General features: G+C 68.4%; 21 protein-coding genes. 7 read left to right on the forward strand and 14 right to left on the reverse strand.

The genetic code is table 11. The features are described from left to right. The first annotated feature begins 2 nt into the window (after positions 1-2). Genes FOF45_RS04230 through FOF45_RS04240 form a run of 3 tightly spaced genes read left to right on the forward strand, consistent with a single transcriptional unit; the run spans position 3 to position 3,296 of the window. Entirely contained in the window at positions 3-2,408 is a 2,406-nt protein-coding gene (locus tag FOF45_RS04230) for a heavy metal translocating P-type ATPase (RefSeq protein ID WP_158982752.1), read from the forward strand. Continuing rightward, entirely contained in the window at positions 2,405-2,587 is a 183-nt protein-coding gene (gene ccoS, locus FOF45_RS04235; RefSeq protein ID WP_158982753.1) for a cbb3-type cytochrome oxidase assembly protein CcoS, read from the forward strand. The genes FOF45_RS04230 and ccoS overlap by 4 nt, the downstream gene beginning before the upstream one ends. Beyond that, positions 2,577-3,296 carry a sulfite exporter TauE/SafE family protein gene (locus tag FOF45_RS04240; protein ID WP_158982754.1) on the forward strand — a complete coding sequence of 240 codons (720 nt, stop codon included), beginning with the start codon at positions 2,577-2,579 and terminating at the stop codon, positions 3,294-3,296. Before ccoS ends, FOF45_RS04240 begins: the two co-directional genes overlap by 11 nt. Before the next feature lie 24 nt (positions 3,297-3,320). Here FOF45_RS04240 and fnr read toward each other — a convergent pair whose 3' ends face one another. Then, positions 3,321-4,088 (reverse strand): fumarate/nitrate reduction transcriptional regulator Fnr, encoded by a 768-nt coding sequence (fnr, locus tag FOF45_RS04245; RefSeq protein ID WP_158982755.1) that lies wholly within the window; start codon positions 4,086-4,088, stop codon positions 3,321-3,323. A gap of 590 nt (positions 4,089-4,678) precedes the next feature. Between fnr and FOF45_RS04250 the strand changes: the two genes are divergently transcribed. Together FOF45_RS04250 and FOF45_RS04255 are read left to right on the forward strand one after the other, a co-directional pair. Next, positions 4,679-5,212: an outer membrane beta-barrel protein gene (locus FOF45_RS04250; RefSeq protein WP_158982756.1), complete on the forward strand. Its 534-nt coding sequence runs from the start codon at positions 4,679-4,681 to the stop codon at positions 5,210-5,212. A 116-nt stretch (positions 5,213-5,328) separates the two neighbouring features. Next, on the forward strand, positions 5,329-6,624 hold the full coding sequence (locus FOF45_RS04255; protein WP_158982757.1) for an APC family permease: 1,296 nt from the start codon (positions 5,329-5,331) through the stop codon (positions 6,622-6,624). A gap of 3 nt (positions 6,625-6,627) precedes the next feature. Here FOF45_RS04255 and FOF45_RS04260 read toward each other — a convergent pair whose 3' ends face one another. From FOF45_RS04260 to FOF45_RS04310, 11 genes are all read right to left on the reverse strand, one after another. After that, a complete protein-coding gene (locus FOF45_RS04260) occupies positions 6,628-7,440 on the reverse strand; it encodes an N-acetylmuramoyl-L-alanine amidase (RefSeq protein WP_158982758.1) in 813 nt (270 codons plus the stop codon). 90 nt (positions 7,441-7,530) lie between these two features. After that, entirely contained in the window at positions 7,531-8,040 is a 510-nt protein-coding gene (locus FOF45_RS04265) for a DUF1993 domain-containing protein (RefSeq protein ID WP_158982759.1), read from the reverse strand. A 193-nt stretch (positions 8,041-8,233) separates the two neighbouring features. Beyond that, positions 8,234-8,668, reverse strand: a complete 435-nt coding sequence (locus tag FOF45_RS04270) for a hypothetical protein (RefSeq protein WP_158982760.1) — start codon at positions 8,666-8,668, stop codon at positions 8,234-8,236. 85 nt (positions 8,669-8,753) lie between these two features. Further along, a complete protein-coding gene (gene gnd, locus FOF45_RS04275) occupies positions 8,754-9,659 on the reverse strand; it encodes a phosphogluconate dehydrogenase (NAD(+)-dependent, decarboxylating) (RefSeq protein ID WP_158982761.1) in 906 nt (301 codons plus the stop codon). A gap of 111 nt (positions 9,660-9,770) precedes the next feature. After that, entirely contained in the window at positions 9,771-10,193 is a 423-nt protein-coding gene (locus tag FOF45_RS04280; RefSeq protein ID WP_158982762.1) for a hypothetical protein, read from the reverse strand. 60 nt (positions 10,194-10,253) lie between these two features. Continuing rightward, a complete protein-coding gene (locus FOF45_RS04285) occupies positions 10,254-10,676 on the reverse strand; it encodes a hypothetical protein (RefSeq protein ID WP_158982763.1) in 423 nt (140 codons plus the stop codon). 64 nt (positions 10,677-10,740) lie between these two features. Then, on the reverse strand, positions 10,741-11,283 hold the full coding sequence (locus tag FOF45_RS04290; protein WP_199244427.1) for a lipocalin family protein: 543 nt from the start codon (positions 11,281-11,283) through the stop codon (positions 10,741-10,743). Positions 11,284-11,349: 66 nt separating this feature from the next. Beyond that, positions 11,350-11,901, reverse strand: coding sequence for a DUF4166 domain-containing protein (locus tag FOF45_RS04295; protein ID WP_158982765.1), 552 nt, complete (start codon positions 11,899-11,901; stop codon positions 11,350-11,352). A 43-nt stretch (positions 11,902-11,944) separates the two neighbouring features. Then, positions 11,945-12,256, reverse strand: a complete 312-nt coding sequence (locus FOF45_RS04300; RefSeq protein ID WP_158982766.1) for an antibiotic biosynthesis monooxygenase family protein — start codon at positions 12,254-12,256, stop codon at positions 11,945-11,947. Positions 12,257-12,266: 10 nt separating this feature from the next. Next, positions 12,267-12,476: a hypothetical protein gene (locus FOF45_RS04305; RefSeq protein WP_158982767.1), complete on the reverse strand. Its 210-nt coding sequence runs from the start codon at positions 12,474-12,476 to the stop codon at positions 12,267-12,269. A 113-nt stretch (positions 12,477-12,589) separates the two neighbouring features. Next, positions 12,590-12,799: a dodecin gene (locus FOF45_RS04310; protein WP_158982768.1), complete on the reverse strand. Its 210-nt coding sequence runs from the start codon at positions 12,797-12,799 to the stop codon at positions 12,590-12,592. Positions 12,800-12,987: 188 nt separating this feature from the next. Between FOF45_RS04310 and FOF45_RS04315 the strand changes: the two genes are divergently transcribed. Then, positions 12,988-13,731 (forward strand): hypothetical protein, encoded by a 744-nt coding sequence (locus tag FOF45_RS04315; protein ID WP_158982769.1) that lies wholly within the window; start codon positions 12,988-12,990, stop codon positions 13,729-13,731. Positions 13,732-13,735: 4 nt separating this feature from the next. On the opposite strand, the gene motB is transcribed toward FOF45_RS04315, so the two are convergent. Together motB and motA are read right to left on the reverse strand one after the other, a co-directional pair. Beyond that, the gene (gene motB, locus FOF45_RS04320) at positions 13,736-14,701 is read right to left on the reverse strand and encodes a flagellar motor protein MotB (protein ID WP_158982770.1); all 966 of its coding nucleotides are present in this window, start codon (positions 14,699-14,701) and stop codon (positions 13,736-13,738) included. Between the two features lie 3 nt (positions 14,702-14,704). Then, entirely contained in the window at positions 14,705-15,559 is an 855-nt protein-coding gene (gene motA / locus FOF45_RS04325; RefSeq protein ID WP_158982771.1) for a flagellar motor stator protein MotA, read from the reverse strand. Positions 15,560-15,759: 200 nt separating this feature from the next. On the opposite strand from motA, the gene FOF45_RS04330 reads away from it, so the two are divergent. Further along, positions 15,760-16,497: a phytochelatin synthase family protein gene (locus tag FOF45_RS04330; protein ID WP_158982772.1), complete on the forward strand. Its 738-nt coding sequence runs from the start codon at positions 15,760-15,762 to the stop codon at positions 16,495-16,497. Positions 16,498-16,570: the final 73 nt, after the last annotated feature.

Below are 16,570 nucleotides of genomic sequence, written 5' to 3' on the forward strand. Positions count from 1 at the left end.
TCATGGCCGTGGCCGCCTCCCTCGCCGCTTCCAGCACCGCGTCCCGCGCGGATTGCGCCCATTGCGGGGCCACGCTCGCGGGCGACGCGGTGGCCCAGGGGAACGAAGCGTTCTGCTGCAGCGGCTGCGCTGCCGCCGCCACCTGGATCCACCAGGCCGCGCTCGACGACTACTACCAGCTGCGCACCGTGCCCGCAGGCCGCGTGGATCCGGCCAGCGCCGATTTCGGTGCGTGGGATCGTGATGTCGTGCTCGCCGAGCACAGCCGCATCGTGCCGGGCGGACGCGAGATCACCGTGCTTACCGACGCCATGCGCTGCGCCGCCTGCGCCTGGCTGATCGACCGCGCCTTGCGCCGCCATCCGGGCGTGCTCGATGCGGGTGCCAACGCGGTCACCGGTCGCGTCGTGATTGCCTGGGATCCCGCCCGCGTGACGCTCTCGACGCTCATGTCGCGCCTCAACGCACTCGGCTATCGCCCGTGGCTCGCCACCGGCGAAGCGCGCGAGCAGGCCAAGCGCAAGGAACGCCGCCGCTGGCTGCTGCGGCTGGGTGTGGCCGGGCTCGGCGCGGTCCAGGCGATGATGTTCGCCGAAGCGCTGTATCTGGACACCGCGCAGCAGATGCCGATCGCCACGCGCGATTTCTTCCGCTGGATCACCTTCCTCGTGTCGACACCGGTGGTGTTCTACGCCGGCTGGCCGTTCCTGGAAGGCATGTGGAACGAGCTGCGCGGCCGTCGCATCGGGATGGACACGCTGATCGCCGGTTCCACCCTGCTCGCCTACTTCGCCAGCGTCGTGGAGACCGTGCGCGGCGGCGTGCATGTCTGGTACGACGCGGCGGTGATGTTCGTGCTGTTGCTGCTGGTCGCGCGCATGTTCGAGCAGCGCGCACGTGGCATCGCCAGCGCGCAGGTCGATGCGCTCGCACGCGCGCGCCCCGCGCTGGCCACGCGCGAGGATCGCGAAGGTCGCCCCCAGCAGATCCCGGTCGGCGAACTCCTTGTCGGCGATGTCGTCCGCGTCGCCGCGGGCGAAGCGGTACCGGCCGACGGCATCCTGCTCGATGCGTCCTCGTCGTTCGACGAAGCCCTGATCACCGGCGAATCCGCACCGGTGCGCCGCGAACCCGGCGATCAGGCGCTCGCCGGAAGCATCTGTCGCGAGCAGTCCGCGCGCCTGCGCCTCACCCGCATCGGCGCCGACACGCGCCTTTCCGAACTCACCCGCCTGGTCGAACACGCGCAGGGTTCGCGCCCCCAGCTCGCGCGTGCGGCCGAGCGCGTCGCCGGCGGCTTCCTCGTCGTGCTGCTGTTGTGCGCCGTCGCGACGTGGGCGTGGTGGCGCGCGCACGATCCGGCACGCGCATTCGAAGTGACCCTCGCGCTGCTGGTCGTGAGCTGCCCGTGCGCGCTTTCGCTGGCGATTCCGACCGCGCTCACCGTCGCCCACGGCACGCTCGCGCGGATGGGCGTGCTCGGCCTGCGCGGCGATGCGCTGTCGACCCTGGCGCGCGTGGACCGGGTGATCCTCGACAAGACCGGCACACTCAGCAGCGGAGGTCCGCAACTGGATTCGGCGCAGGCGTTCGAGGGATTCGAGACCGATGCCGCGCTCGCCATCGCCGCGGCGCTGGAACGCGACAGCACGCACCCGCTCGCGCAGGCCTTCACCGGCATCGACACGCCGCACGTCGCGCAGCAGGTGCGCACCGTCCCTGGACAGGGCATCGAAGGTCGCATCGATGGGCAGGAATGGCGACTGGGCCGTGCGGATTTCGCGGCCGGCGATGCCGATGACGGTGCGCTCTGGCTCGGCCACGGCGGCCGGGCCGTCGCGCGGTTCACCGTGCGCGAAGCGCTGCGCGACGACGCGCGCGAAGCGGTGTCCGCATTGCGCGAGGCCGGCCTGAAGGTCGAACTTTGCAGCGGCGACGCGTCCGTCGCGGTCGCGCGCTTCGCGCGACAGGTCGGCATCGACGACGCGCACGCGCGGCAGACGCCGGAACAGAAGCTGGCGCTGGTGCGTGAGCGTCAGGCACAGGGCGACGTCGTGGTGATGGTCGGCGACGGCCTCAACGATGCACCGGTGCTTGCCGGCGCGGACGCCTCGCTGGCGATGGCCGAAGGCGCGACGCTGGCGCAGCGCGCCGCGGATTTCGTCGTGACCAGCCCGTCGCTGCTGCGCATTCCGCAGGCGATCGACCTAGCCCGCCGCGCGCAGCGCGTTGTGCGGCAGAATCTGGCCTGGGCGCTGGGCTACAACCTGCTGGCGATCCCGCTGGCGGCGACCGGGCACGTCACGCCTTGGATCGCGGCACTCGGCATGGCCGGCTCGTCGCTGCTGGTCACCCTCAACGCACTGCGCCTCGGGCGTGGCGCGACGACTTCGCGGAGGCGCGCATGAACATCCTGCTCCTGCTCGTTCCCATCAGCATCGTGCTGCTCGGCATCGCGATCGGCGCGTTCGTGTGGGCGGTACGACGCGGCCAGTTCGACGACCTGGATACGCCGGCCATCGACATCCTGCGCGACGATCCCGCGCCGCTGCGCACGCAGGACGACGGCGATCGCGATGCCGATTGACTGGCTGACGCTCGGTGCGGCGGCGCTCAGCGGCCTGCTGGGCGGCGTGCACTGCGCGGCGATGTGCGGCGGCATCGCCAGCACGTTCTCCGCGAACGCGCGCAGTTCGGCCGCGCCCGCGATCGAAGCAAACCTCGGCCGCATCGGCGGCTACGTCATCGCCGGCGCGATCGCCGGCGGGCTCGGCCACGGCATCGTCTCGGTAGCGCGCATCGACGGACTCGCCACCGCGCTGCGCATGCTGGTCGGCGCGATCCTCGTCCTCGTCGCATTGCGCTTGTTCGACCGCAAGGGAAGGCTCGGTTTCCTAGGCCAGCCCGGCTCGCGTTTGTGGACCTGGCTGCGCCCGCTGCAACAGCGCCTGTTGCCGGCCGATACGCGCGCGCGCCGGCTAGGGCTTGCGGTGTTGTGGGGCTGGCTGCCGTGTGGGCTCAGTACGACCCTGCTAGCGGCGGCGTGGTTGCAGGCCGACGCGGTGCGCGGTGCGATGACGATGGCGGCGTTCGGGCTCGGCACCCTGCCGGTCATGCTGCCGCTGACGTGGAGCGGCGCGCGCTTCGGGCGCTGGTTGCAGACGCGCTGGCGCCATGCGGGAGCGGCGATCGTTCTGGTCGCGGGCGTGATGACGATGACGGCGCCGTGGTTGATGCAGGTGCCGTTGATGCACTCGCTGCTCGGCGCACTGGGTTGCTTGCCGCCCACGGCGTGAGCAGGACTCCCGTCGGGCTTCGACTCAGCGTGCGCGACGCGCGCGCGAGGACACTTCCTCGCTATCGGCCCCGTGCGCCAGGCGGATCAGTTCTTCGCCGTCGAGGATCTCGACGCGGCGACCATGCACCGCAATGACGTTGTCTTCCTGCAAGCGCGTGAATCCGCGGCTCACCGTTTCCAGCGCGAGGCCGAGGTAGCGCGCGATGTCCTCGCGGCTCATCGGCAGCCGGAACGCGAGTGGAGACTGGCCGATCTGGCGGAAACGCTCGCCGAGTCCGTGCAGGAACAGCGCAATGCGCTCGTTGGCCTGGCGACGCACCAGCATTTCCATGTGGTCGTGGTCGCGATTGAGGCTGTGGCCGATCACGCGCAGCAGCTGTTGCTGCAGGCTCGGCAACTGCGTGGCGATCACCGTCAGCTGGTCGAACGGAACATCGCACACGTTCGCCGCACCGAGCGCGATGGCTTCGCAGCGGTGCGCGCCTTCGCCCAGCGCATCCAGGCCGATCAGCTCGCCCGGCAGGTGGAATCCGACGACCTGCTCTTCGCCGTCCTCGCTGATGCTCACCGTCTTGAACGCGCCGTCGCGCGCGACGTACACCGAGGACAGCGGATCGCCGATGCGGAAGAGCCGTTCGCCGCGCTCGATCGTGCGGCGGCGACGCACGATATCGTCGAGCCGCTCCAGTTCGTGTGCCGTGATGCCTGCCGGGAGGCAGAGCTGCTGCAACGAACACTGAGAGCAACTGCGACGCAACCGCGCCAGGTCGAGGGGGCCGGAATCGTTCATCTGTGGACATTGTCGCATGCGCCGCGTGCGGGCGCAGGCGGACTACTCCGAAAACGACGGGCAAGCGAAAGGCGGCCGGAGCCGCCTTTCGCGCCACACACCCGAAGTTCGCCCTCTCGCGGGGCGGTCCGGCCCGGCACCGAGGAACGTGGCACCGGACCGGTTTCGACTGTGCCGCAGCCTCGATGAACCCACGCGTGACCATGCGCGTCACATCCACGCGGGATTAACCCCTTCTCGCGCGTTTTCTGCTTGTCCCGGGCGATCCGTGCACAACCGCACATCCGCGTTGCGATCCCGCGCGAACATGAACAACGTTCGCATTCGTTCATCCAGCGCATCGGAACCGTACGGTGTGCCCGCCTTCCGCCCGGCGAGTGCACACATTGCGCACAGTCGACGGCACTGCGCGCCGCACGGTTCCGCACGCGGGACAGAGCATCCCCGTAATCCGGTCTTTGATCCGCACGACTGGCGCCCATTTCATCCGTGCGGCGATGGCTGCCCAGACATTCCGTCAGGACCCATCGCGGACGCCACCGCTCCCTCCCCCTCTTTGCGGCGGTGTCGATGCAGGAGTCATCAAGACAATGAGCAAGAACAAGATGCTGTCCACTGCCCTGGTTGCCGTTCTCGCCGGTGCCGCCGCCTTCGGCGCGCAGGCGGCCGACAAGGGTTTCTACGCCGGTGCGGGCGTGGGCCAGTCCTACGTCGACGAGCGTAACTATGACGACGAAGACACCGCGTTCTCGTTGTTCGGCGGTTACCAGTTCAATCGCTACTTCGGCCTCGAGGCCGGCTACGCCGACTTCGGCAAGCTCGAGCCGCGCGGTGCGGGCGCCGAACTCGAAGCCAGCTCGGTCTACCTGACCGCGGTCGGCACGCTGCCGATCACCGACAGCTTCTCCGCCTACGCGAAGGCCGGCTTCCAGCGCTGGGACCTCGACACCGCGATTCCGTCCGTCGTCGGCAACGACGACGACAGCGGCACCGATCCGACCTACGGCGTCGGTGTGCAGTACCGCTTCACCGACCACCTCGCGCTGCGCGGCGAGTACAGCCGCTTCGAGATCGAAGACACCGACCTCGACCTGGCGCAGCTGCAGGTCCGCTACGACTTCTGATCGCAGCAGGCCTTGCGCAACACACGAAGCCGCCGGCCCTCCGGCGGCTTCGTCGTAGCGTGGCGCGGGACCGCCATCTGCGGCACTCTCGGCAAGGGCCATGCCGGGAGCAGGGTTTGGACACACGGACTACGCCGTCCACCGACGCGCCGACCACGGTGCGAGCAGTCGGTCGATGGCAGATCGTCGGCCTTTCCATCAACGACGTCATCGGCAGCGGCATCTACCTGCTTCCCGCCGCAGCCGCCGCACTGCTCGGACCGGCAAGCCTGTGGGCGGTGCTGCTCGCGGGCGTGGCCGTCAGTCTGCTGGTGCTGTGCTACGCGCAGGCGGCGAGTTACTTCGACGCACCCGGCGGCGGGTATCTCTACGCGCGCGAGGCCTTTGGGCCGCTGATCGGATTCGAGGTCGGCTGGATGCTGCTGCTCACGCGCATCGCCACCGCGGCGGCGCTCGCCAACGGCCTGGCCGAGGCGGTCACGCACTTCTGGCCCGCGGCCGACACTGGCTGGGCACGCGTGTCCATCGTTGCGGGTTCCATCGGCTTGCTGGTCGCGATCAACATCCTCGGCGTGCGCGCCGCCGCGCGCACCGGCGCGCTGCTGGCGATAGGCAAGCTTCTACCGCTGCTTTTGTTCGTCGCGATCGGCGCATTCCACGTCGATGCCTCACTCGCCTCGCCGCTCGGCACGCCGCTGTCGATGCAATCACTGGGCGAGGCGGCGTTGCTGCTGCTGTTCGCCTATGCGGGTTTCGAGAACCTGCCGGCCGCGGCGGGCGAGTACCGCAATCCGCGGCGCGACGTTCCGTTCGCGCTGCTGACCATGATCGCCACCGTCACCACGGTGTACGTCAGCGTGCAGTGGGTCGCGCTCGGTACGCTGCCTGGCCTCGCCGCGTCGACGACGCCGCTCGCACAGGCGGCCGCGCGCTTCAGCGGCGAGACGCTCGCATTGCTGATGACGATCGGCGCGAGCATCTCCATCCTCGGCACCAGCAGCAACACGGTGATGATGGCGCCGCGTTATCTGCTCGCGCTCGCGCATGACGGCTACGGGCCGCGCACACTCGCCGCGATCCATCCGCGCTTCCGCACGCCGGTCGTGGCGATCCTCGTCATCGGCGCGATCTCGCTCGCACTCGCGCTGTCGGGATCGTTCGTGCAACTGGCGCTGTTGTCGGTGGTGTCGCGACTGTGCACCTATCTGGGCACGGCGGGCTCGGTGCTGGTGCTGCGCCGTCGCCACGGAGACCGCGCGGGCGCGCTGCGTCTGCCGGGCGGCCCGCTCATTCCCATCGCCGCCATCGTGCTGAGCCTGGGCCTGCTGGCCAGCGCGCAACCCGCGAACCTCATGGCGGCGGCCGTTGCGCTGCTGATCGGCGCGGTGGTGTTCCGCTTCAGGCGTCGCTGACGGTCACGGCACGGTCGCCGGCATCTCCATAACCGGCATCTCCATCAGTTGCTGTTGCAGGTCGTAAAGGATCTCCGCATCGCCCGGCAGCCACTGCTCGTCTTCGTTACCGCGATAGTGGCGATGGAACGCGCGCAGTGCGGCCGCGGGATCGCGCAGGTCGTAACCGATCAACCGCATCGCAGCCCAAGGATCAAACCCCGACGGCACCGGCGCTGTCACCGCCCGCGGCCACAGCCCATAGCCCGCTTCGGCCAAACGCTTCCACGGGAACAGCGCACTGGGATCGCGCTTGCGCGTGGGCGCGATGTCGCCGTGACCGATCACGAGATGGCGCGGGATGTCGAGGCGACCGGTGATGTCATCGAGCAGGCGCAGCAGCGTGTCGATTTGCGCCTGGCTGAAGGGCTCGACGCCGTCGTTGTCGAGTTCGATGCCGATGGACGCGGAATTGAGATCGGCCACGCCGCCCCAGCGCGACGCACCCGCGTGCCACGCACGCTCGCTTTCGGCCACGAGCTGGTAGAGCCGGCCGTCGTCGCCGATCAGGTAGTGCGCGCTGACGCGCCCGGTGGGATTTCGCGTCTGCAGTGTGACCAGCGCCGCTTCAGCGCTCTCCATCTCGGTCTGGTGCAGCACGATCATCTGCGCGCTGCGTTGATCGTGGTTGGGCGATGGACGCCATTCCAGCGGACTGCACACTTGCGGCGGCGCGGTGGCGCAACCGCCCAGCGCAAGCGCTGCGATGCAGGCGCAGATGCGGACGATCCCAAGTGCGCGGTCGGGCTCGCGCAGGCCGTGGACACGGTTTGGCATGAAGACGGAATCCCTGTCCCTTACACGACGCCGGCATTGTTCCATACCGGCCGCCGTGTCGCCGTCACCGCGTCGCGACCGTGTCGCCGCTCAGTTCGGCCAGAGGTAGTCCTTCTTGCCCAGCGGCACGCCGGCCTGGCGCAGGATCGCGTAGCAGGTGGTGCAGTGGAAGAAGAAGTTCGGCAGCATGAAATCCGACAGGTACGCGGCTGCGCCTTCGAAACGCACGTCGCCGCGGCTTCCGGTGGTCATCGTGATCGCTCGCGCTTCGCTTGCGTCGAATGCGTCCGGCGCGACGGTGCCGATGTACTCGATGGCGCGGTCGATGCGCGCGTACAACTGCGCGAAGCTGGTCTCGTCGTCCTCGAACTTCGGCGCTTCGACCGCCGCGAGCCGCGCGATGCTGTTCTTGGCCGTGTCGGTCGCGATCTGCACGTTGCGCAACAGCGGCAGCATGTCCTCGATCAGACGCGACTGCAGGAGCGTGTCCGGTGCGATGCCGGTCTCATGCGCGTGGCGTTCGCCGGCCTGCAGCACGTGGCGCAGATTGCGCAGAGCGCGCTGGACGGTGGGCACGGTGACCTGGTACGTGGACGGCATCGGTGCGATTCCTGCGGGATTGGACGGGCCGCCAGCGTAACGTCGCATGTGCGTCCCGATTAGTCCGTTCGCAGGGGAAGCGCCGTCCCGTCGGCGGGCCAATCGTCGCAGCAGGAACAGGCGGAAGCGCTCAAGGCCGGCGGCGAGGCCGCCGGCGTGCGTTGGTTTCCGCGACGATCGATCCCCGCGCTCCTCAGCGCAGCCAACCCCGCGCGGCGGCGCGGCGCGCGTACGACAGCAGGAACAGCGCGATCGCCAGCAGCAAGACCGGCATCGCCAGGCCCGACGGGCCAAGCAGTCGCCAAGCCGGCGTGACCAGGAACGCGCCCAGGCACTGCACCACCAGGCCGACCAGCGACAGCAGGAAGAACGTCGTCGCCCAGCGCTTCCTCAGCAGCAGCCCGATGGCACCGAGCACGCCGCCGATCACGGCCGCACCGTAGGCGACCTGCATCCAGCCCGGCGTGGCGGCGAGGATCTCGCGATGTTCCGAAGGCATGGCCGCGACCTGTTCGGGCGTCGCCGCCATCGTCAGGCAGAACATCGTCAGTCCGATCAGGTTCCACAGCAGGGCGAGCACGGCGATGATCCAGTAACTGGTGGGGCGCGATGCGACCACGGTCGTCATGTCCACTCTCCGTCCGGGCGGGAATGCCCGGCGCCAGCCTACGTGCATGCCGCGATGCGGCATGGCGCGCGCCGACGGGCGGCGCTCAGCCCTTGCGGATGGCGTGCCCGCCGAACTCGTTGCGCATCGCCGCGAGCAGCTTGTCGGCGAAGGAATCGTCCTCGCGCGAGCGCAGGCGTTCGAGCAGCGACAGCGTGATCACCGGCGCGGACACGTCGAGGTCGATGGCCTCGGCGACGGTCCAGCGCCCTTCGCCGGAATCGGCCACGAACGGCGCGATGCCATCGAGCGTCGGGTTGCGTTCGAGCGCGTTCGCGCTGAGGTCGAGCAGCCACGAACGCACGACGCTGCCGTGGCGCCAGATCTGCGCGAGCCGGCCCAGGTCGATGCCGAATTCCTGCTTGCGCTCGAGGATCGCGAAGCCCTCCGCGTAGGCCTGCATCATTCCGTATTCGATACCGTTGTGGACCATCTTGGCGAAATGGCCCGCGCCGCTAGGACCGACGCGACCCCAGCCACGATCCGGCGCGGGCGCGAGCGCCTCGAACACAGGACGCAGGCGTTCGACCGGAATCTCGTCGCCGCCGATCATCAGGCTGTAGCCCTCGGCCAGTCCCCACACGCCGCCGCTGGTGCCGCAATCGACATAGCCGATGCCGTGTTCGGACAGCATCGCCGCACGGCGCATCGTGTCCTTGTAGAAGGAGTTGCCGCCGTCGACGACGATGTCGCCGCGCGACAGCTGCGGCAGCAGATCGGCGAGTGTGCGATCGACCGTCTCGCCGGCGGGCACCATCAGCCAGATCGCGCGCGTCGACTTCAGGCCGGCGACCAGCGCCGTCAGCGAATCGACCGCGTCGATACCGCGCTGCGATGCCTGTTCGCGCGCCTGCGGGCCGGGGTCGAACCCCACCACGCGATGCCCGTGCTTCACCAGGCGCTGCGCCATGTTGGCGCCCATGCGACCCAGTCCGACCATGCCCAGTTCCATGCCGACTCCGTTGCGTTCGCCATTGCGGCCGATCGCTACAGCATGGCGCAAGCGCGCGCGCAGTTCATCCCCCGCCGCGACGATGCTAAGGCGGCGTGAATCCGCTCGGGTTCACTTGTCGCAGCGGCCGAAGCGCGACTTCATCGCGGCCGCGCCAACCACTTTTTCCGCGGCGGGGACGTAGTCCTGCAACGGCACGTACAGTCCCTTGGGATCCTCGAACACGTATAGCGAGAAGTCGTCGCCGATGAACTCGACGCGATAGCCTTCCGGTACCGGCGAAGTCGGCGCGCCGCCGAAGCTGGTGTACGAATCCATGCGTACCGGCGTGCGCTGCTTGCGTGTGCCCAGGACGATCTCCAGCCCCTGCGCGGCGATGTGCACCTGCGGCGCGAACGCATCGCCGCAGGCCGGCGAGTACGTGCCGCCGTACTGTTGCAGCGATTCCGGGCGCAGGTCCTGCGCGACCGCTGCGGCGGCGCCGGCCATCGCCAGCGCAAACAACAATGCCCTACCCGCCCGATGGTCGCGCATGGCTTCGCTCCGTTGCCTCGTGTCCGGAGCAACGCGGGCGCTGCCGCGCGGCGGCCAGCGTCAGTGCGTGGACGGCGCGGTGCCCGTGACGGCGGACGCTTCGAGCGCGCGCTCGCGACGCTCCTGTTCCAGCGCGGCGAGGTATTCGTCCAGGGTGTGGCCGAGCGCAGCGGCTTCGCGGCTGGCGTTGTTGAGCAGCGCGGGCGAGGCCTCCAGACGCAACTCGTGACCCGCACCGGCCTGCACCGCGACCACGTGCTTGAGCATCGCCAGCGCCATCGCGGCGCTCTCGCTGCGCGCGACCACCTGTGCGCCCAGTACCAGCAGCCATTCACCGTCGCGCCAGCCCACGCCGCCCACCGATGCATCCTGATCGTCGAGCAGCTGCGCGTGCGGCTGCATGGCCGCGCCGAGCCGGCGGATCGGCCGGGAAGGCTCCTTCTTCTTGCGCGCGTCGCGCTTGACCTTGGAATTGCGTGACATGGGCCCCTGCCTGTACTGCGTCCGATGACGACATTCTAGGACGTCGACGCCGCCGGCCGCGTATTCAGGGACGAAGCGGCGCCATGACCTTCAGTTCGCGCAGGTTGTAGCCCTTCGCGGCAGCGCGCGCCTTGATCCGCTGGAACAGCGCGCGGTTCATCTCCGGCTCGCGCGACAGTACCCACAAGTGGTCACGGTCCGGCCCGCCAACGACGGCCCAGTGGTACTCCGGATCCAGATCGATGACCCAGTAATCCGCCCAGACCATCGGCAGCCACGACAGCCAATCCGGCGCGAACCGCACCTCCAGCGCGGCTGGTTTTCCGGCGACCGGACGCGCGATGCCTTCGGACACGTCGGTGGTGCCTTCCTTGGTACGGCATGCATTGCGCACCGTGACGTTGCCGTCGGCGCGCGGCGTGTAGGTCGCCGTGATGTCGCCCACGCACTGGCGCTGGAAGAACATCGGCAGGTGGGCGATCTCATGCCACTGGCCGCTGTAGCGCTTCAGGTCGAGCTCGGCGACCGGCGCGTTGACGGCATCCTGCGCGCGACCTGGCACGGCGAACGCGAGCAGCAGCGCCAACGCGCACATCCTTGGATGCATCATTCGCAGCTCCTTTCGGCCCAGAGCTGCAGCTTCACGGTGGCGCCGTCGCTTTGGCGTGATCGGTCAGGCGTCCGGAGCCAGCACACCACCGTAGCGGAACAACAGGCCGAACCACGGCAGCGTCACGGCCACATCGAACACATAACCGTCACGCGCATCGATGCGCTTTCCCGCTTGCACGCGCGGCAACAGCGCCAGCGGAATGCGCACACCGTGCAGCCACGCCGCGCGCGGATGCCATCGCCAGTCGCCATACGTCGTATCGACGGACAACGCGAGTCGCAATGGGCCGGTCGTTTCCAGCCAGTGTCCGCGTGGCCATGCGCCAACCGGAACAAAGCGCGACGTCATCGTTTGCGAAGCACCGAACAGGCGATCCCAGTGCAGGACATCACCGTCCGACCGGATGTCCACGCGCAGCATCGTTTCGCCGGGTTCGACCGGAACGCCCATCCGTTGCGCGAAGCGTCGGCCGATCCGTCCGGCAAGACCGTGTCCGAACTCGATCGTCACCGGGCCACGCAACGTGCCGCCGCGCCGATGCAGCTCGCGCAGGGCCGGATGGAGCGTGTCGAATCCGTCGCCGAACCAGCGTTCCACCGCGTGCATGCGCATCCCCCGAGCTCGCCGCCAGTGTGGCAGAAGGCGGGCGACGGGATCAGTCGGCGGCCGTGTCGTCGACGACGTAGTGGACGACGGTCGGCTCGAACTCGAGCAGGAACCCGTCGTCCTCCGGGTAGTACTTCGCCCGCTCCACGTCGCGACCCGCGAAGGCCTCTATCGAGGCCATCGATTCCCAGTGCGTGAGGATCAGGAAATGGGTGATCCGCCCGGCCTGGCGATGCATCACGCTGACCGACCGGTTGCCGGGCGTGCCGCGGTAATCGGGCACGGCCCGCTCGCGCAGGAACGCGAGGTAGGCATCGGCCTGCTCGGTCAGCGTGATCCCATGCCAGAGCCGGGCGATCATCGCCACAGGTTCAGCGGAACGGCGACAGTGCGGTGGTGCCGCAGACCATCGAGACCGCGTGGCTATGGAAGCTGGAACGCGGCTTGCGCTCGCGCTTGGCGACACGTTCGCGTTCCTGCTCGCCTGCCTTCGCTTCCGCCTCTTCGCCTGCCAGCGAAACCGCCAGTTCGGGATCCTGGATGTAACCCTGCTGGAACAGCAATCCGGTGTAGATATTCACGGCCGACTCCCTTTGCCACTTGAGTGGAAAGAAAGTTAGACCTGCAGGCGCCCGCGAAAAAGCGACGGTTTGGCAAGGCTCGCTTGAATGCGATTCAAGCCTCGGGCGACGACTCACTCGTCCAGGGTGAACCCGATCTTCAGCGTCACCTGCCAATGCGCGACCTTGCCGTCCTCGACGTGCCCGCGTACGTCCTGTACGCAGAACCACTTGATGTTGCGCACCGTCTGCGAGGCGCGCTCGATCGCGCGCCGGATCGCATCGTCGCTGCTGGTCTTGGAGGAGCCGGTCAGTTCAAGGTGCTTGTAGACGTGTTCGCTCATGATCGTTCTCCGGTGGAGGAACACGCGCCGTCCCCGGGGGCATCGTGTCGCCGGATCTTAAACCCGGCGCATAAGCGCGCCGTGATGCCGTCCGTCGGCATCGCGACGACCGGTCATCGATCCGGCATTTCCGCACGTCGCGCGCTTGCGTAATCTGGTGCCGTGAAGACTCGTGTCGGGGGGCACGAATGGGGGCTGGCATCGCATGGGCGGTCGTCCTGGCTACGGCGTCGGTGACGCCGTCGACGCACTGGAACGTCACCGCACCGCCCGCCAACGCGGCCGAATGGCGCTGTGCCAACGAGTCGCGCAGCGACTGGACGGTCGGCATGGGTGCGCGCGGCGAGCTGCTGTTCGCCACGACACCCGCGCATCCGCCGGAACTCTCGCAGCCGCTGCCCGGCGGCGGACGACTGGTCGGCACGAACAAGGGCGAATGGGGCGGCACCGTCGCATGGGTGTCCGACTCCGGCGCGCAGCGGGTGGAGCTGCTCAACAAGCCGGTCGTCGCATTCGCGGCGTTCCGGGGCGAGGTGTTCATCGCCAGCGGTTCGAACATGTACGGTGAGCGCGGGGAGATCCACCGCATGCATCGGCGCGGCGCAACGCGCTGGCAGATCGACAAGGTGCTGGACCTGGCGGAAGTCCCGAGCGCCGCCCTGCTCGAAGCGGATACGTGGACGCTGGTGACGAATCGCGGCGTGGTGCGCGTGGACCTGCGTACGCTGGCGACGTCGCGCCTGCACACGAACCTGCAGTGGGGCCAGGTGCATCCCGGCTCGGTCGTGCATCGTCAGGGCCGATGGTTCATCGGCGCGCGCAGCGCGGTGATCCGGTTGTCGCCGTTCAACGGCAGCTATCGCGAGGAATGGATGGTGCCGCCGTCGTGCGCGACGACGACGCCCGCCGGCACTTGCCACTGCAAGACTTGACCGGCTAGCCGTGCGGCATCGCGTCGTCGGGCTCGGCGGCGATGCGCACCGGCTCGACCGGCAACGAACCCGGCGCCGGTGCGCGAGGAATGCGTTCGGGCTCCACCGGCGCGTCGAGTTCGGTATTGATCACCACGATGCTGATGCGGCGGTTGATCGCGGCACGCGGATCCTTCTTGTCGAACGGCACCGACGCGGCCAGACCGACCACGCGCGAGACCTGCGCTTCTTCCAGTCCGCCCTCGACCAGCGCGCGACGCGCGGCGTTGGCGCGTTCGGCGGAGAGTTCCCAGTTGCCGTAACCGCCGGCCGCGTGGAACGGAATCTCGTCGGTGTGGCCGCTCAACGCGATGCGATGGTGGCCGTCGTTGAGCAGCTTGCCCAGTTCGCCGAGCAGCGTGTGTGCGTAGTCCTTCAGGCGCGCACTGGCGAGGTCGAACATCGGCCGGTTGAGGTGGTCGACGATCTGGATGCGCAAACCCTCCGGCGTGAGGTCGATCAGCAACTGGTCCTTGAATGGCGCCAGCGCCTGGCTGCGTTCCACCGCTTCCTCGAGTGTGCGCTTGAGCGCTTCGAGCCGGCGCGCCTCTTCCTCGCGCGCCGCCTGTTTTGCGGCCTGCGGCGTGATGCGCATCGGCTCGCGCGCGCCGAACTCGGCGCCGTGGCCGCCGGCGACGGCGACGGCGCTGGTGGTGGGAATCAGCCGGTCGGCCGCGCCACCGGGGCCGTTCGCACCGGGCGCGGGCTTGAGCGAGCGACCCGGCACTGCGCTGGGATTCTTGAAGTACTCGGAGATCGCCGCGCGCTGCTGCTTGTCGGCGACGCCGACGAGCCACATCACCAGGAAGAACGCCATCATCGCCGTGACGAAGTCCGCGTACGCCACCTTCCACGCGCCACCGTGATGGCCGCCCGCGACGCGCTTGATGCGTCGCAGGATGATGATCGGGCGATCCTTCGCGGTGGTCATGGGTCAGCGCTTGGCGCGCAGGTGCGCGTCGAGGTCGCTGAAGGCCGGCCGCATGTCGGAGAACAGCAGCTTGCGCGCGAATTCCACCGCGACGCTCGGCGAATAGCCGCGCAGGCTCGACACCAGCGCCATCTTGATGATCTCGAACGCCTTGGCTTCTTCCTGTGCGTGGTGATGCAACGCCGCCGCGAGCGGACCGACGAAGCCATAACCGAGCAAGATGCCGAGGAAGGTGCCGACCAGCGCGCCGGCGACGTGCTTTCCGATCTCCGCCGCTTCGCCACCGATCGAGGCCATCGTAATCACAATGCCAAGCACGGCCGCGACGATTCCGAAGCCCGGCAGCGAATCGGCGAGCACCTGCAGCGCATGCGCCGGCTCGCTGGCCTCCTTGCTGTGCGTCTCCAGTTCGACTTCCAGGACCTGTTCGAGTTCGTGCGGCTCGAAGTTGCCGCTGACCATCAGGCGCAGGCAGTCGGTAGTGAATTCCATCAGATGCTTGTCGGCCTGGAGCTTGGGATAGCGCGAGAACAGCTCGCTCGATGCGGGATCGTCGACGTCCCGCTCGATGCCCATCATCCCTTCGCGGCGCGCCTTGTTCAGCACGTCGTACAGCATCGCGAGGATGTCGACGTAATCGCTCTTCTTGTAGTGCGAACCCTTGAGCAGCTTCGGGACGCCCGAAGCGCAGGCCTTCACCACCTTCATCGGATTGGCGACCAGGAACGCGCCGAACGCGGCACCGCCGATGATGAGCAGCTCGTACGGTTGCCACAGCGCGCCGATCTTTCCGTGGGAAAGAACGAAGCCGCCCAGCACGCTGCCAAGCACGACGATGAAACCGATGATGATGAACATGTGGGGTCCCGATATACGACAGGGTTATCGGCGCGACCGGCGGAACATTGAGCGCACGTGGCCAGCGTCTTCGTTCAGCTGTTTCACCGCGGCGTCATGTCCGCTGCGATCTCTTGCCTGCACCCAGGGAGCGGAGGCTGCCCCGGCCCCGGCGGATACCGGGGACCGGGGGAGCGTCTGGACCGTCCCACAGGATCGACATGAAGCGAATCGTGGTGGTCGTCGCGTTCATCCTCGCCTTCGCCGCGTTGACGGTCGGCGGCTCGATCTGGCACCGCTACCTGCGCACGCCGCCCCTCGCCCTAGAACCCCTGCCCTCGCACCTGATCGCGCTCGACACGCCCGCGGGGCGACGCCTGCTCGCGGAAAGCGACGCCGATGCCGATTACGATGCATTGCGGACAAACTTCGTCGCGCAGACGCGTCGCGCGTACTGCGGCGTAGCGAGCGCGCTGGTCGCGCTCAATGCGTCGGGCGCATCGTTGGATCAGGAGAGCCTGTTCGCGGATGCGGACGTGGAACTGGATCCACTCAAGGTCAGTTTCGTCGGCATGTCGCTGCGCGAGTTCGGAGATCTTCTGCGTGCACATGGCGTCCATGCGACGGTCGTGCATGCCTCTTCCACCGATATCGACGGGTTCCGTCGCGCGGTGTCGTCGAACCTGCACCGCGAGGGCGATCTGCTGCTGGTCAACTACGAACGGGAACTGCTGGGGCAGAAGCGCATGGGCCACATCTCGCCCGTCGCCGCCTACGACGCGGACAGCGATCGCGTCCTGATCCTGGACGTCGCGGCACACCGCTACCCGCACGTATGGGTGACGATCGATACGCTGTGGGAAGCGATGAACGCGCCGGTCAATGAACAGACCACGCGCACTCGCGGGTACGTCACGGTCGCAGCGGACCCCCTTGCTGGCGAGCCCGCGCGTCGGTGACAGCACGCGGCACTCTGCTGCGGATCTGGACAATCTGGCGCGAGTCATTGATCGGCAGCCTCGGCCTTCTGCT

This window comes from Lysobacter panacisoli, from assembly GCF_009765165.1.
GTDB classification, from domain to species: domain Bacteria; phylum Pseudomonadota; class Gammaproteobacteria; order Xanthomonadales; family Xanthomonadaceae; genus Lysobacter_J; species Lysobacter_J panacisoli.

Bases quoted from the DNA above. Each gene is read 5' to 3' on its own strand.
- FOF45_RS04250 (WP_158982756.1), top strand. From the start codon at position 4,679: ATGAGCAAGAACAAGATGCTGTCCACTGCCCTGGTTGCCGTTCTCGCC.
- fnr (WP_158982755.1), bottom strand. From the start codon at position 4,088: ATGAACGATTCCGGCCCCCTCGACCTGGCGCGGTTGCGTCGCAGTTGC.
- FOF45_RS04290 (WP_199244427.1), bottom strand. From the start codon at position 11,283: ATGCATCCAAGGATGTGCGCGTTGGCGCTGCTGCTCGCGTTCGCCGTG.
- FOF45_RS04330 (WP_158982772.1), top strand. From the start codon at position 15,760: ATGAAGCGAATCGTGGTGGTCGTCGCGTTCATCCTCGCCTTCGCCGCG.
- FOF45_RS04270 (WP_158982760.1), bottom strand. From the start codon at position 8,668: ATGACGACCGTGGTCGCATCGCGCCCCACCAGTTACTGGATCATCGCC.
- motA (WP_158982771.1), bottom strand. From the start codon at position 15,559: ATGTTCATCATCATCGGTTTCATCGTCGTGCTTGGCAGCGTGCTGGGC.
- FOF45_RS04260 (WP_158982758.1), bottom strand. From the start codon at position 7,440: ATGCCAAACCGTGTCCACGGCCTGCGCGAGCCCGACCGCGCACTTGGG.
- FOF45_RS04300 (WP_158982766.1), bottom strand. From the start codon at position 12,256: ATGATCGCCCGGCTCTGGCATGGGATCACGCTGACCGAGCAGGCCGAT.
- motB (WP_158982770.1), bottom strand. From the start codon at position 14,701: ATGACCACCGCGAAGGATCGCCCGATCATCATCCTGCGACGCATCAAG.
- FOF45_RS04280 (WP_158982762.1), bottom strand. From the start codon at position 10,193: ATGCGCGACCATCGGGCGGGTAGGGCATTGTTGTTTGCGCTGGCGATG.
- FOF45_RS04315 (WP_158982769.1), top strand. From the start codon at position 12,988: ATGGGGGCTGGCATCGCATGGGCGGTCGTCCTGGCTACGGCGTCGGTG.
- FOF45_RS04240 (WP_158982754.1), top strand. From the start codon at position 2,577: ATGCCGATTGACTGGCTGACGCTCGGTGCGGCGGCGCTCAGCGGCCTG.
- FOF45_RS04310 (WP_158982768.1), bottom strand. From the start codon at position 12,799: ATGAGCGAACACGTCTACAAGCACCTTGAACTGACCGGCTCCTCCAAG.
- gnd (WP_158982761.1), bottom strand. From the start codon at position 9,659: ATGGAACTGGGCATGGTCGGACTGGGTCGCATGGGCGCCAACATGGCG.
- FOF45_RS04265 (WP_158982759.1), bottom strand. From the start codon at position 8,040: ATGCCGTCCACGTACCAGGTCACCGTGCCCACCGTCCAGCGCGCTCTG.
- ccoS (WP_158982753.1), top strand. From the start codon at position 2,405: ATGAACATCCTGCTCCTGCTCGTTCCCATCAGCATCGTGCTGCTCGGC.
- FOF45_RS04285 (WP_158982763.1), bottom strand. From the start codon at position 10,676: ATGTCACGCAATTCCAAGGTCAAGCGCGACGCGCGCAAGAAGAAGGAG.
- FOF45_RS04230 (WP_158982752.1), top strand. From the start codon at position 3: ATGGCCGTGGCCGCCTCCCTCGCCGCTTCCAGCACCGCGTCCCGCGCG.
- FOF45_RS04295 (WP_158982765.1), bottom strand. From the start codon at position 11,901: ATGCGCATGCACGCGGTGGAACGCTGGTTCGGCGACGGATTCGACACG.